This window comes from Pleionea litopenaei, from assembly GCF_031198435.1.
Lineage (GTDB): Bacteria > Pseudomonadota > Gammaproteobacteria > Enterobacterales > Kangiellaceae > Pleionea > Pleionea litopenaei.
In genome coordinates, this window is sequence record NZ_CP133548.1 from 628,384 (window position 1) to 642,630 (window position 14,247).

The 14,247-nt window shown below is 40.4% G+C and carries 13 protein-coding genes; 7 read left to right on the top strand and 6 right to left on the bottom strand.

Going from position 1 to position 14,247, the window contains the following annotated elements; translation table 11 throughout:
- The first annotated feature begins 50 nt into the window (after positions 1-50).
- From Q9312_RS19420 to Q9312_RS02750, 4 genes are all read left to right on the top strand, one after another.
- Positions 51-665, top strand: coding sequence for an Lcl C-terminal domain-containing protein (locus Q9312_RS19420; protein WP_353961550.1), 615 nt, complete (start codon positions 51-53; stop codon positions 663-665).
- A 169-nt stretch (positions 666-834) separates the two neighbouring features.
- Positions 835-1,878: a purple acid phosphatase family protein gene (locus Q9312_RS02740; RefSeq protein WP_309203010.1), complete on the top strand. Its 1,044-nt coding sequence runs from the start codon at positions 835-837 to the stop codon at positions 1,876-1,878.
- Between the two features lie 105 nt (positions 1,879-1,983).
- Positions 1,984-3,333 carry a pre-peptidase C-terminal domain-containing protein gene (locus Q9312_RS02745; protein WP_309203011.1) on the top strand — a complete coding sequence of 450 codons (1,350 nt, stop codon included), beginning with the start codon at positions 1,984-1,986 and terminating at the stop codon, positions 3,331-3,333.
- 104 nt (positions 3,334-3,437) lie between these two features.
- On the top strand, positions 3,438-3,800 hold the full coding sequence (locus Q9312_RS02750) for a hypothetical protein (RefSeq protein ID WP_309203012.1): 363 nt from the start codon (positions 3,438-3,440) through the stop codon (positions 3,798-3,800).
- Between the two features lie 43 nt (positions 3,801-3,843).
- On the opposite strand, the gene Q9312_RS02755 is transcribed toward Q9312_RS02750, so the two are convergent.
- From Q9312_RS02755 to Q9312_RS02775, 5 genes are all read right to left on the bottom strand, one after another.
- On the bottom strand, positions 3,844-4,881 hold the full coding sequence (locus tag Q9312_RS02755; RefSeq protein WP_309203013.1) for a T6SS phospholipase effector Tle1-like catalytic domain-containing protein: 1,038 nt from the start codon (positions 4,879-4,881) through the stop codon (positions 3,844-3,846).
- Between the two features lie 286 nt (positions 4,882-5,167).
- The gene (locus tag Q9312_RS02760) at positions 5,168-6,634 is read right to left on the bottom strand and encodes a flavin-containing monooxygenase (protein WP_309203014.1); all 1,467 of its coding nucleotides are present in this window, start codon (positions 6,632-6,634) and stop codon (positions 5,168-5,170) included.
- Between the two features lie 130 nt (positions 6,635-6,764).
- Positions 6,765-7,700 carry an IS3 family transposase gene (locus Q9312_RS02765; protein ID WP_309204541.1) on the bottom strand — a complete coding sequence of 312 codons (936 nt, stop codon included), beginning with the start codon at positions 7,698-7,700 and terminating at the stop codon, positions 6,765-6,767.
- Positions 7,607-7,885: a transposase gene (locus Q9312_RS02770; protein ID WP_309202661.1), complete on the bottom strand. Its 279-nt coding sequence runs from the start codon at positions 7,883-7,885 to the stop codon at positions 7,607-7,609. The genes Q9312_RS02765 and Q9312_RS02770 overlap by 94 nt, the downstream gene beginning before the upstream one ends.
- A gap of 149 nt (positions 7,886-8,034) precedes the next feature.
- Positions 8,035-8,796: a VIT1/CCC1 transporter family protein gene (locus tag Q9312_RS02775; protein WP_309203015.1), complete on the bottom strand. Its 762-nt coding sequence runs from the start codon at positions 8,794-8,796 to the stop codon at positions 8,035-8,037.
- 300 nt (positions 8,797-9,096) lie between these two features.
- Between Q9312_RS02775 and Q9312_RS02780 the strand changes: the two genes are divergently transcribed.
- From Q9312_RS02780 to Q9312_RS02790, 3 genes are read left to right on the top strand one after another with little or no spacing between them, the layout of a single operon-like run.
- Positions 9,097-9,999 carry an MBL fold metallo-hydrolase gene (locus tag Q9312_RS02780; RefSeq protein WP_309203016.1) on the top strand — a complete coding sequence of 301 codons (903 nt, stop codon included), beginning with the start codon at positions 9,097-9,099 and terminating at the stop codon, positions 9,997-9,999.
- A gap of 35 nt (positions 10,000-10,034) precedes the next feature.
- The gene (locus tag Q9312_RS02785; protein ID WP_309203017.1) at positions 10,035-10,376 is read left to right on the top strand and encodes a protein tyrosine phosphatase family protein; all 342 of its coding nucleotides are present in this window, start codon (positions 10,035-10,037) and stop codon (positions 10,374-10,376) included.
- 21 nt (positions 10,377-10,397) lie between these two features.
- A complete protein-coding gene (locus tag Q9312_RS02790; protein ID WP_309203018.1) occupies positions 10,398-12,122 on the top strand; it encodes a SulP family inorganic anion transporter in 1,725 nt (574 codons plus the stop codon).
- 37 nt (positions 12,123-12,159) lie between these two features.
- Here Q9312_RS02790 and Q9312_RS02795 read toward each other — a convergent pair whose 3' ends face one another.
- Complete coding sequence (locus Q9312_RS02795) at positions 12,160-14,232, bottom strand: TonB-dependent receptor plug domain-containing protein (RefSeq protein WP_309203019.1); 2,073 nt, start codon at positions 14,230-14,232, stop codon at positions 12,160-12,162.
- Between the last annotated feature and the right edge of the window lie 15 nt (positions 14,233-14,247).

Consider the following 14,247-nt stretch of genomic DNA (forward strand, 5'->3'; position numbering starts at 1 on the left):
TATAGAAAATGGGTAAGAGAATATGGATAAGAGAACATGGATAAATAATAATGATTAGACGACTTTTTAGCATTCTATTCTTAGCATTACTTATTTTCGTTCTATGCTGGAATCACACATTAGAAAACCCAAAGCCAGTTCAATCACGGTACGTTAAGTTTAATAGTCAAGGAACTCGCTTAGGCAATTGGGAGGGGCCGTGGGCTTGCGTTCTTGATTCTCATACTGGGCTGCTCTGGGAGGTCAAAACTGACGACGAGTCAATACACGATGGATATTGGACATATTCTTGGTTCTATGAGAACAAGGGGGTTAAGAACTCTGGCGATTGTTACTTTGAAAACGAGCGATGCGATACAAGTGACTTAATTATAAGAGCCATACAACAAGCTCGGTGTGGAAAAACGAATTGGCGACTTCCCACTGCAAACGAGCTTTCGACTTTAGTTATTGAACCTACCGTTCCAGGCTCTCCGTCAATAGCAATTGATTTTTTTCCTCAGACTAAGCATGGAGACTACTGGACTGCAGATTCTAGCAAGTTACTTTCAGGGGTTTATAAACATTTAAAAGAGGGCGCTATAGCGATAGATTTCACAGATGGTACGACTAGAACAATCCCTTATCGAAATGCCGCATTCGTAAGGCTCGTTTCATCTAATTAATCACAATAGCATCCTTTTAAATCTCAAACTATTAACTCAAAAATGGTTACACTGAACAAGATCATAAATATGTCACTTAGTGATCATTTTTTACTATTAGAGTAGTCTTTAGATTCTGGATGAGCCGTTTAAAACTCCGGAAAAAACAACTATATATCTGGAGGAAAAAGTGAGTCATCAAGCTTATCGTAATTTAATTCTTTTATTTTCTTTACTATTGTTTGTTTCTGTTCACGCGGACACAAAGTATCATCGTTTAATTTGGGACTCAAACCCATCGCAGCAAGCTACCATCGCCTTTTCTCCAGATGGTGCAAGTCAGTCTCCTTATGTCAGGTTTGGGTATTCTACGGATCAAAACTCATGGCAAGTCGCTTCGGTAGATTCAACAGAGAATTTTGGTTCTTTAACCAGTCACTTTGTTCGTTTAACAAACTTAAACAGTAACTCTAGTGTTTATTATCAAGTGTGTGATAACAATGGGTGCGGACAAAGGTTTTGGTTTAGAACGGCTCCAATCGATAACTCTCCCTTTGTTGTTGTCGCTGGCGGAGATACTCGAACGGGCTGGACTACACGCCGTAAAGGTAATGCATTAATTGCGAAAATAAGACCCTTGTTTATCATGCATGGCGGTGATTTTACCAACGCTAATAATACGTCAGAAATGTCTGAGTTCTTAAGCGACTGGTCATTAACTTTCTCTAACGATGTGATTAATGGCGAAAGCTATTCACGTATTTATCCACTTGTGCCTACGCATGGTAATCATGAAGACAATAATTATCGCACACTTTGTCAAGTGTTTGGCGTTGACTATAATCAAGACGGTCAATGTGATCCTAATGATACCTTCGGTGCTTTTAATATTTCACCTTTATTAAGGGTGTACACGCTTAACAGCCAGTTTAAGAACAGTGGCTGGTCGTCTTATGCTACAGCCATGAACAATTGGTTAGCCAACGATCTCAGTGCTAACGGCGATACAGCAGAGTGGAGATTTTCTCAATATCATAAACCCATGTTTCCTCATTACAGTGGTAAGTCTGAAAACCAAATACTATTCGATTGGTGGGCGGATGTGTTTTACGAACACGCTATGAATTTAGTGGTCGAGTCAGACACTCATATTAATAAAATGACTCAGTCAATTCTACCAAGTGGTAATAATTTCGTGACGACAACCCAAGGTGGTACCGTTTATGTAGGATAGGGTAGTTGGGGCGCTCCAGCTCGCTCAGCAAATAATCCTAAACCTTGGACTATTGATTTAGCAAGTATTCAGCAGTTTAAAGTAATTCAAGTAACTGAAAGTCAATTGAATGTTCGCACGGCTCAGTTTGATGAGACTGCGACAAGTTTAAGCAAAGAGCAGCGGGATGCTGATTCGATTGTTCTGCCAGATAATGTTAATTGGTGGATTGCTAACACTGTCGGTGAAAACTTAGCACTGATTAAGAATGCGCAATCGCGCAGTGTTATAAAGACCGAAGATTCGAGTGAACAGCTGATCACTATTGCGGTAACGGATGATGCTTTTATATCTGAAACTCAGTCTTCGTCGAATTTCGACGCTAGTAGTGAGGGCTTGTTAGCGGATGGAAGTGATTCAACGTATGGAAAAATGGATGCTCTAATTAAGTTTGACCTCAGCGAAATACCAAGTTGTTCTGTGATTACCAAAGCTTATGTCACTATCAACGTTTTTAATAGCTCTTCAGGCAGCTATTACCTGCATCAAGGCAACAATTCATGGTCAGAAGAATCCGTTACTTGGTCATCAGTCAGCGGTCAAGGTCATTTAGGAAATATTGTAGGTACCTTTAGTCCATCTTCAACTGGGTCACAAACGATTAATCTAAACGCAGCGGGCATTTTATTGATAGAAAGTTGGCTGAGTGGAACTGATAATGATGGTTTTGTTATCACTGCAAATACAACGACCGATGGTATTGACTTTGACTCTAAAGAAACAGGTGAGTCACCGACGCTCACTATCGAATATGCAACTGACGACAACTGTAATACACCTCCGCCAACCAATCAGCTGACTAATGGCGACGTTGTAGAGAATTTATCGGCTGCGCAAGGAGAAGCATTGTTATTTGAATTTATGGTGCCAGAAACGGCGACCAGTTTATCGTTTACCATGAGCGACGGAACTGGCGACGCAGATTTATACATTAAATTCGGAACAGCGCCTTCGTCTTCTGATTACGATTGTCGCCCTTATAAGAATGGTAACAACGAAGAATGCAGTGTCAGCAATATTCAATCGGGTCGATACTATATTATGCTACAAGGATACAGCGACTTTTCCGGAGTCTCTCTTGTTGCGAATTTTACCGAGGATTCCAATAATTCAGGAGGGAGTTTTAGTCAACAAAATTTAACCGCAGAACAAGGGCAGTGGAGCCATTTTAACATCAACATTCCCGCTGGTATGAATACACTGACGGTATCCATCGACAACGGCAGCGGTGACGCAGATCTTTATATTCGACAAGGTGCACAGCCTACATCCTCGTCTTACACCTGTCGCCCTTATAAGTGGGGAAATGCCGAAGTCTGCACAGAAAACACACCCACTCAAGGACAATGGTATGTCAGCATATACGCCTATGAGGCATATTCTGGCGTTGACCTACTTGCAGAGTGGTTACCCTAATTAATCATTCAGTAAACCGGCATAAATGAAGCCTATTTTATGCCGGTTGAAAATAATGCGCAGATGATTTAAGTTGGCTTATCCGAATTCTTAAGGACCATGCCATGAAATCCACTATCATTTTACTCGGCTTGCTCACGAGTGCATTTGGATATACCTCCGAGATCAAAGATTTACAGAACACCTTTGAAAAAAGTCTGTTTTTAGAACCTGTTGTCAATAAATGCAGTAAAAAGTTTAAAGGTGAGTACCGCTCAACCTACAGCGGCTGGATCAATAAAAATGTGATGCAAATTGTAGAAGGGCTTGAGCAATTAAAGAAAAGCTCTGGCGGAGAGTTGACTGAAGGTTTGATTATGGCTCAATACGCCGAAAAGATTACCAAGCTCAATGAAGAGCTTAGTAAACTTTCTGACGAAGAGTTAAAAGCGCGATGTGACGCGGCAATGGAGACTATGTCTTCTTAGCTTTTTTAATCTCTTCGTTTCTTAGACTTAGTATTCTCAATGCTTATGAAACTAGCTTTGTCGGCCAACCATGAACATCAAGGTACTCTTTTAAGTTTCTAGGTCGATAGCTAGTATCATTGTCCCACCGTTTTTTGACCGAGGAGTGAATTAAGATTTCTCCTTTTTTATGGTCTATAGGACGATAATGTTTCTTTTTAACTCGATAGAAACTACGGCGAGAATTGTGCAAGGTGGCTAAAGGATTATCTTTAAGATTCTTAACAACATGATTTTCGATTGATAATCCGATTGATTTAGCTTCTTTGATCATCCATTTTAAAGACACATCAGAGAGCAAAGAACCATCCTTATCGGGTTTATAACTACCGCCTATATTGCTATGCGCGCCCGTAAACCATACTTGTTTAATATCGATTGTTTCCCGTGGATTCCAAATCGTTGGTATAAAGTCTTCTCGATATTCGTCGATGGCCATCGCATGTCGAGCAAATTCTACGTTGCGGCCGATATCGGTGTCGTAGAATTCATCTTTGTCATCAAACAAGCCTAAAAATGAAATAGGAATACCCATTGCACCGACAGTATCCCAAACGCCGATAAACTTAATGGAGCGTGAGGGGTGCGAGTATTGCTTTCTAAATGCAATAGATTTCTCACCGCTCGGAGCATAGTCTTTGCTTTTTGATTTATAAATATTGAAAGCTTTTTGAATTAAGTTTGCGTCTGGGCGTTTTAAGATTCCGCAGTTATTAATCAAGCCACAAAGACAGCGAATGGTATAAGAGCCACGGCTGAAACCGAAGAGATAAATATCGTCACCTTCAGAGTAATTTTGCACAATATATCGATAATCATCCATCACATTTTTATGTAGACCTTTCCCAGTCGCACCGGCGATCACTTCGTCATGGTAGGACCCAATACCCCAATCATAGAAAACTTGTTGAGGTGTCCCATCGCTAGCAATGGGACTAATTGATCGGGCGAGCTTTAAGACATTGGTAGGAAAGTCTTCCTTTAAATTTTTCTCAGGTCGATTCCATGTACCATCAGCGCATACGACAATCCGTTTTTTCATAATTTTCTCCTAAAGATAACCTTTTACAAAATATAACCATCTATAAAAAATATTCTTCTCTAAAAAAATAGTGCTTTCCTAACAGCAGTATTATCCAAAAAATATTGCTATCAAAACAACCAACTTCCTAGTCATTCATTAGAAACCTTATCGCTAACAATCTGAATAAAGATCTAAGTTCTTTATAGCTACGACTTCGATTATAGCTACGAGATGATTAAAAGACATCCGATATCTATATTGGAGATTATGGTAGGCGTTTACAGTATCAAAAAATGTTAATCGTCTATTCAAATTTTAAAGCAGGATCATCAATTCGACCTTTCTTAAAAATCTTTACATCGGAAGCGTAACTCCAAGACATAGCCCAAGGGTGTTTATCACCTTGTTTAGGTAGCTGTTCCGCTGAACGTAAAATATACCCAGCGCCAAAGTTCATCAATGGCATTGTGTTGAGCGACTTGTCTGGTATAGCTTCACAAACGACATAGTCATGCTGTTCCATGAAGTTAAGTAAGCGGCAAAAATATTCACATAACAAACCGATTTTTAGGGTCCAAGAAGAGGATGTGTAGCCTACTGCGATGGCAAAGTTAGGCAGTTGACTCAGCAGCATCCCTTTATAGGTGATGCACTCATTTAATTGTACTGGCGTGTTATTGATTTTCGGTATTAGTCCACCCAATGGTGCAAGATTTAATCCTGTGGCAGTAATAATAATGTCGGCTTCTATTTGTTCTCCGGAAGAGAGATTGATACCTTTACTCGAGAAACTATCTATTTGATCAGTAACGATTGATGCAGCTCCTTGTGAAATGGCTTTAAAGAAGTCACCATTGGGTGCAGCACATAATCTTTGGTCCCAAGGTTCATAAGGAGGGCAGAAGTGTTTATCTACTGGATAGTTCTTCGGTAAGACATCTGAATTAAACTTTCTTATTAAACGCCTAGCCTGCTTAGGAAAACGCTGACAAAAAGAATAAACCCATTTCTGTTTAGCAATATTAAATTTTCTGGTTAATGCAAAAGCGGCTTTTTCACTCAAAAGAGGGCGCAATAAACGTGCTATGGGATCTTGTTCGGGAACCGGAAGAATATAGGAAGGTGTTCTCTGTAACATAGTTACATGCGCTGCCTTTTTGGCCAGTGCAGGCACCAGAGTAACGGCCGTTGCACCACTACCGATAACAATGATCTTTTTGTCTGCGTAATTTAAATTCTCTGGCCAATGCTGAGGATGAATGATTGGCCCAAGAAAAGCGTCTTGATTCTTAAATGAAGGAGAATAACCTTGGTCGTACCGATAGTAACCCGATGCATTAAAGATCCAACGCGCGGATATTAGTTTGGGTTGGCTATCTTCATTGGTCTGAAGGGTTATGCGCCAAATTTTCTTTTGACTGTCCCAGTTAAGCTCAATAACCTTATGATTAAACCATATTTTTTCTTCAAGGTTATTTTCTTGTGCGGTTTCTTTAATATAGGCTTTTATAGAGGGGCCATCAGCAATCGCTTTCTCTGCTTTCCACGGCTTAAAATCATATCCGAAAGTGTACAAATCTGAATCTGAGCGAATACCAGGGTACTTGAATAAGTCCCAAGTACCGCCCATATCTGCTCGTGCTTCTACAATGATAAATGAGCGACTAGGTGATTTGGTTTGAAGGTGGTAGGCGGCCCCAATACCTGACATACCTGCACCAATGATCAAAACGTCTATTGGTTCGTTGATCGTATTCGAGACCTGTTCCATTCGTGCTAACTCATTTGTTGTTATGGTTTGTGGTTATGGTTTGTGGTTATGGTACGTTATACATTATAAAAACCTTGTGAATATTTTAAAGGTTTAAACTGACCTTTACCCCAAATAACAGACACAGGTTTTAAGCTGCCGACTCTTCAAATATCATCGGGGCTTTATAGTCCAGATGAGAGTGACGACGCTTTCGATTATAAAATCCTTCGATATATCTAAACAAGCTCATTCTTGCTTCTCGTAGATTGAAGTAATTTTCGAAGTTCACATGTTCGGTTTTTAATGTGCCAAAGAAGCTTTCAGCAACGGCATTGTCCCAGCAGTTTCCTTTTCGGCTCATACTGATAGTGACGCCAACCAATAACGATTCGAGTTCTTCAGAAACATACTGGCATCCTCGGTCTGAATGAAAAAGCTTCGGTAAGCAACCTCGACGCGCTTGAGCCATTTTAACCGCATCACAGACAAGCTCCGCTTTCATGTGTTCTGCGAGCTGCCAACCGATAACCGCTCGTGAATATAAGTCGATGATAACAGCCAGATAAATCCAACCCGTGCTCGTCGGAATATAAGTAATATCACTCACCCAAACTTGGTTGGCTTCTTCAACTTTAAACTCTCGGTTAAGCAAATTATTAGCCACTGGCTTACCATGACTCGAGTCGGTTGTGACAACGAACGCTTTAAACTGCTTAGGGTAGATATTATTCTCCCGTTTCAGGCGAGCCACTCGCTTATGATTAACGGGTTCTCCTGATTCCTTCAGCTCCTTCGTAAGCCTTGGGACACCATAGGTCTGTTCGTTATCGTTAAAACACTCTACAAGCTTGCCGAGCAGGCGTTCATCTTCGATTTGTCGTGCACTCGGAGGCCTACTTCGCCAATCGTAATAACCCGAATAAGAGACGCCCAGAGCTCGACACTGTAAATAAACATTAAACTCTGGGTGTTCTTCAATAAACTGATATTTTACGCTTGGTGCTTCGCAAAGTAGGCAGCTGCCTTTTTTAATATTTCTTTTTCCTGCCTGAGTTCTGCCACCTCTTTTCTGAGTTGTTTTAATTCCTGCTCTGGCGTAAGCTCGACTTCTGACGCTAACAATTCACTCCGATACTTGGTGACCCAGCTATAGAGTGAGTTTGGATTAACGCCTAGTTCTTGTGCTATGGAAGCCGTGCTGCGATCACTTGATATCGCTAACTGAACCGCATCAAGCTTGAATTGTTTAGAATACTTTTTATTTGACATTTGGATACCTCATTTCTGATATTGTAACTAAGAAATCTGTATCCGTTAAATTGGGTAAGCCTCAAACGGCTAATACTCCAAACGCTAGTTATGATCAAAGTAGACAGTTAATTTGTAAATAGACAAATTCCTAAATAGACAATTATTACCTAAACAGAATCAATACCAAATACACCTTTTAATAGAAAACCAGTAGCAAAGGCAAGTGTGGCGGCTGTGCCTCCAATCAAAAGCGTTTTTAACCCTCCAATCATAATGGGCTTACTGAACAAATGGCTTTTAATCGCGCCAATCCCGAAAAACATAATAGCTGCGAGCGCTGCACTCAATGTAAATTGGCTTTGCTTTGTCAATGATGTGAGTAGAAAGGGTATTAACGGCATAGCCCCGACAAATACAAATGCTAGAAACGTTGCTAATGCAGCTTTTATGGGAGAGCGACTGTTCGGGTGTACCTGATGCTCTTCACTTAACATAGTATCAATCCACAGGCGACGGTTAGAACAAATGGTAGAAACAATGCTGTCTAGCGTAGATCCAGTGAAACCTTTGCTAGAAAATATTTGCCTTACTTCTTCTTTTTCACCATCAGGAACTTTATCGATATGCTCGTTTTCAAGCTGACGTAGCGATTGAACTCTTTCTTCTTCAGTTCTTATCGCCTCATAATTGCTGACGGCCATGCTAAAACCATCAGCGACTAAGTTCGCGAAACCTAGGACTACCGCTACAGGAGGATAGATATTGGCGCCGATAACGCCCGACACGACAGCAAACGTTGTAACACAGCCATCTATTCCGCCAAGTACTGAATCAGCGACTACGTTCGATTGATTAGGGCGGTTGAGTCGTCTTTGTATTGCGTCTGGTTGATGGTCGTCAATCAGACGTCTCAAGCTTGTTTTTTTCATGTTTTATTTTCTAATTCGTGTTTTCCGTAGATTACTCGATTTTCAGATGAAATATATCAAATTCAAACGATTTAGCTTAGATCAAAGGACTGTCTTTTCGTTTAGTTAACTGGCCTAAAAGGTCTGACATTAATGGCATGATTTGCCAAGGTTAATGCCAGTTTTGGCAATTGAGTGACCGAATTGTCTGAGACTTAAAATAAAAGATTAAAAATCAACAACTTGTAAATGTGTATATCTGGCATAGTTACTGCTATATTAGCTATAGTTAATGTATTAATCGATGAATCGGTAGGAGAAATGAGAATGTCAGTGAATGTTCAGCCAGAAGTCACTAGCTTTTATGATAAAGCAACGAACACACTCTCTTATGTGGTAAAGGATCCTCAGTCACGACACTGTGCCGTCATAGATTCAGTGTTAGATTTGGATTATCCGTCTGGAAACATCACTTACACCAGCGCTGATCAGATCATCGAACACATAGTGAGTAACCAATTGGAGTTAGAATGGATTATTGAATCTCATGTTCACGCCGATCATCTTTCAGCAGCGCCGTATATTCAAGAAAAACTGGGCGGTAAAATTGGTATCGGTGCACAAATCACTGTTGTCCAAGAGGTATTCGGAAAGTTATTCAACGAAGGCACGAAGTTTCAACGGGATGGAAGTCAATTTGATCGACTATTTTCAGACGGCGATTCCTACACCATCGGCTCGTTAGAAGGGAAGGCTATTCATACACCAGGTCATACACCCGCGTGTATGACTCATGTTATTGGTGACGCTGCCTTTGTTGGAGATACTCTATTTATGCCAGACGGTGGTACTGCTCGAGCAGATTTTCCTGGTGGTGACGCAAAAACGCTCTACCAATCTATTCAGAAAATTTTGAGTTTACCTTTAGATACTCGAATTTTTGTATGTCATGACTACCAACCAAACAATAGAGAGTTAGCCTTTGAGACCTCTGTAAAAGAGCAGCTCCATTCAAATATTCATCTTAAAGGCGGCGTATCAGAACAAGAATTTGTTGTGATGCGCGAGCAAAGGGATAGCACCTTAGGAATGCCACGGTTAATTTATCCTTCACTTCAGACCAATATGCGAGCGGGTCACTTTCCTGAGTCAGAAGATAACGGAGAAGTATACCTAAAGGTTCCTATTCGTGGCTTAGTTAAATCCGTTCAAAATAAAGATTAAACGCATTCATTTGCAATAGACTCAGAAGGTACTTTATGAATATTACTAAGCTGAATAGCCAAGTAAGTGTTTCAGGTCAACTCGATGTATCTATGCTTGATGAACTCGTGAAGCAAGGTGTTGAGGTGATTGTTTGTAATCGGCCAGATAACGAAGAAAGCAATCAAATAAGCGCTGCGATTTTAGCTGATGCTGCGCTTTCGCGATCACTTGAGTTCTATAATATTCCTTTTGGCGCTCAAGGCCCAACCAAAGAGCAAGTTCATGAGTTTGCTAATCTTCTCAAAACGGAGAAGACGATTCATGCATACTGTAGAACTGGAAATCGCTCAAGCAATTTATTCAATGCAGCGACTCAGCTAATGGATCAAATGTAATCAAGGTTGTCTCAAAGACCCATGAAAAACTTGTTAAATTGGTTTCCAGTATATAAGCAATTACGCGTTTATAGCAGAGCAAAGGCCATCGCTGACCTTAACGCAGCCGTGGTTGTCTCTGTGATGTTGATTCCGCAATCGCTAGCGTATGCCATACTCGCGGGATTACCACCACATCTTGGTTTGTACGCAAGCGTCGTCCCCATTGTCGTTTACTCTCTATTAGGTTCGAGCACTGCTCTTGCTGTTGGGCCGGTTGCCATTGGCTCAATAATGACTGCTACCACCTTAGCGACGGTCACATCACAAGGACTGATAAATTATATAGACGGAGCCATCGTATTGGCGCTTTTATCCGGATTGTTTATGTTTATTTTAGGTCTATTGCGCTTTGGTTTCGTTGCTAACTTTCTCTCTCATTCAGTGATCAATGGATTCATTACAGCGTCAGGTATTATTATTGCGGTTAGTCAGATTAAACATTTGCTGGGTGTAAAAGTATCTGGACACGCCTTCTTTGATATTTTAAATCAACTCTATCACTCGTTTACTCAGATTAATTTTATAACTCTTGCATTAGGAGGCGGTGCGCTTATCTATTTGTTTGTTGCGCGTAAATATGCAGCCTCTTTTCTCGCTAAACTTGGCGTTAATCAATCGCTCGCAGCCGTGCTTGCAAAGATGGCACCGGTAATCGGGGTTATGCTTACGACACTGATAGTTGCGGGATTTTCTTTGAACAGTCAGGATGTCGCTATTGTTGGTGAGATTCCTAAAGGTATTGCAAATTTCGGCTTACCTGATGTGACGCTCGATGCTATACAAGCGCTAATTCTACCAGCAATTTTTATTTCTTTAATTGGGTATGTTGAAAGTATCTCGGTAGGGAGAACCTTGGCAGCGAAGAGAAATCAAAAGATTGATTCAAACCAAGAACTAATCGGGTTGGGAAGTGCAAATATAGCATCTGGGCTTGCTGGCGCATTTCCGATTACGGGTGGCTTTTCACGGTCCGTAGTTAATTTCGATGCCGGCGCTGAAACTCAAGTAGCTGGTCTATTTACTGCCGTTGGTATTGCTCTAGCGGCTTTATTTTTGACACCTTATCTATATTACTTACCCATTGCAATGTTGGCATCGACCATAATCATAGCCGTCTTATCTTTGGTTGATTTTAGTGTATTAAAGCATGCATGGAAATTTTCCAAGAGTGATTTTTACTCGGTTATGTCTACGATTCTTATCACTTTGGCATTTGGAGTAGAAGTTGGAGTGGCTACAGGGATTATTGTATCGATTGCCCTGTATTTATATAAAACGTCGCGACCTCATATTGCCCAAATCGGATTAATTCGAGGAACCGAGCACTTCAGAAATATTAAGCACTTTGAAGTCGAGGTTCACCCCCATGTAATTTCCCTACGTATTGATGAAAGTCTAATTTTTTCTAACGCGATTTACTTAGAAAATCACATCTTAGATCTCGTCAATAAGTCACTTGAAACTAAGCATTTGATTCTGCATTTGGGCGCGGTTAACTCAGTTGACCTTACCGGTATGGAGATGCTAGAAGACATTAACACGCAGCTAAAAAATAAAGGTATCCTACTGCACTTAAGTGATGTAAAGATTCCTATTAAAAAGCTACTGAGAAAATCTGGATTTTTAGATTTGTTAACCGGAGAGTTGTTTTTAAGTCATTATCAAGCGTATCAAAAGATCTCGAGTTTGAATGATGCTATTTAATTGCAAGAGAAAGAATAACTAGGCTTAAGCTAAAACATTACTGAAAATTATACTCAGCGCCAATAAATAGCTCCTGCTGTTCCTTTACGATACCTTTATCAAAGATTCGGTTGATAGAGGTAGGATTATAGATCGTTTCATTGAATAGGTTTTTGACTGCAAGATTCATTGATAATGCAGATTCTTCTTGAAAGGTTAGTCGCCAGTTTAAGTTGACCAAGGTATAACTCTTGGCTTTGAGTCCATAACGAGAGCCGAGAGCTACTTGTTCGGTCGGCGTAGCTTGGGTAGTATCTGGAATCCATTGACTTTCTGTTGAGTCCATTGACTCAATATAGAGCCCTAAAGAAGAGAAGTCGGATGTTTTGAAACTGCTTTTAATTTTCAACATATAGTCTGGAGAAAAACCTAACGCAATATCTTTATAAAACGGCGTTTTGTTCTGGGCGTCATAATAAGCGAAATCGGCTTGAATTAAAAAATCTTGGTTTGGTTGGTATCGAATGCCTAACTCTACGCCATTAGTGGTAATCTTTCCGATATTGTCAAAGTCGATTAACCATGTATTGTTCACAAAGTCGAATCGACCGCTAATTAAATCATACAATTCATTCCTAAATATAGAGCTTCTAAAATAGAAGTTCGTTGAACTGTGCTCATAGATAAGTTCGACGGAACGAATTCGTTCTGATTCTAAGGAATTCGATGTATTAAGATTTTCACCTACACTGGCTTCTTTCGATCCGCTACCATAGATGAACTTAATTAAGTTCTTTTGATCGATGTAATGGGTCATTGAGAATCTAGGCAATACGACTAAATCGGTATTATCAACAGGGATAATTTCTTGATTATTTGGATCGTCTACGGTTCTATCGTAGTTTAGTACTAAATCGTAGTAGCCGTTCCTTTCTAATCGTATTCCTCCAGTAAATTCCCAGTCATTATTGATGTTATAAAACACGTTTGAATAAATACCAAAGTAAGAGAGGCTATAGTCTTCATCTAAATCGTACTCCCAATTAATTAAACCGTCTTGTGGGTAATCATCAATAGCGAAATAGTCGCCTCTGGCCCAACTTATTCCATTAATGACTTTAAGATCGCTAGAAGGAGAGTATACAAAGTCTAAGTTGAGTCTTTGAGTTCGGTTTTTACTGTGATTATTGGAGTAGTAATCCGCAAATAAGAACTCTTCATCCAAATGGTAGGCGTAATCTAAAAAGTCGAGTTGCAGCGTACTATGCCACGATTTGTTAATATCGAAACGTCGCTCAATTCGACCTGCATTTGACGTGTTTTCTGCAATAGATCCATTGCCCACACCAGGAATAGCATCCACCACGCTATTTTTCGCGTTAAGATGCTTTAGCAAAAACTTGGTGGTGGGTGTTGTAAATACCAATTGAAAAAAGTTAGAGCGATGATGCGTGGCTAGTTCATCTTGCGGACTTAAACCTATCGCAGAAAGTATGGATGTGTCGCTCATCAGGTCCGAAAAAGGTACTGAAGGTCCATTTTTGTTTTTTAGAGAAACCGTTGCTTTGTAGCTAAATGCATCGGAATGATCGTTAATTGTCCAGGTGACGCGATGACTGTGTTGGCTGGCTGTGACCGACACTTTCTCGTTTTTTGGTTCTATCTCGTCAAAGGTAATGATATTAATAGCGCCTAAGAAAGCCATATTTCCATAGGTCACCGACATAGGACCTCGAATCACTTCAATGCGTTTTATACTTTCAATTGGTACACCGATGCGCTCAAGCGGAATACCCGAGGCTCCTAGACTCTTTTGATCCATCCCGTCGATTAATAAAACCATTTCACTAAAATACCCAACGGAATAATTACCTCGCACACCATAATTTAGCGATCCAAACCAGGCATGGCTATCGGTCTTGTAGATTCCAATGACCGATGAGAGAACTTCATCGATTGATTGGTATCCCATTGTTGCAATTTCAGCTGCGGTGATCACGTCAACACTGGCGGGTACGCGTTTTGATTCTTGCGCATAGCGGCTATACGAAGTAACGGGAATATTGAGGAGCTCATCGAGTGAGAGATCCGTTAGCTTTTCAGTACTAACATCTGCTAAGAGGTTAGTCATTCCTACCATAGATAA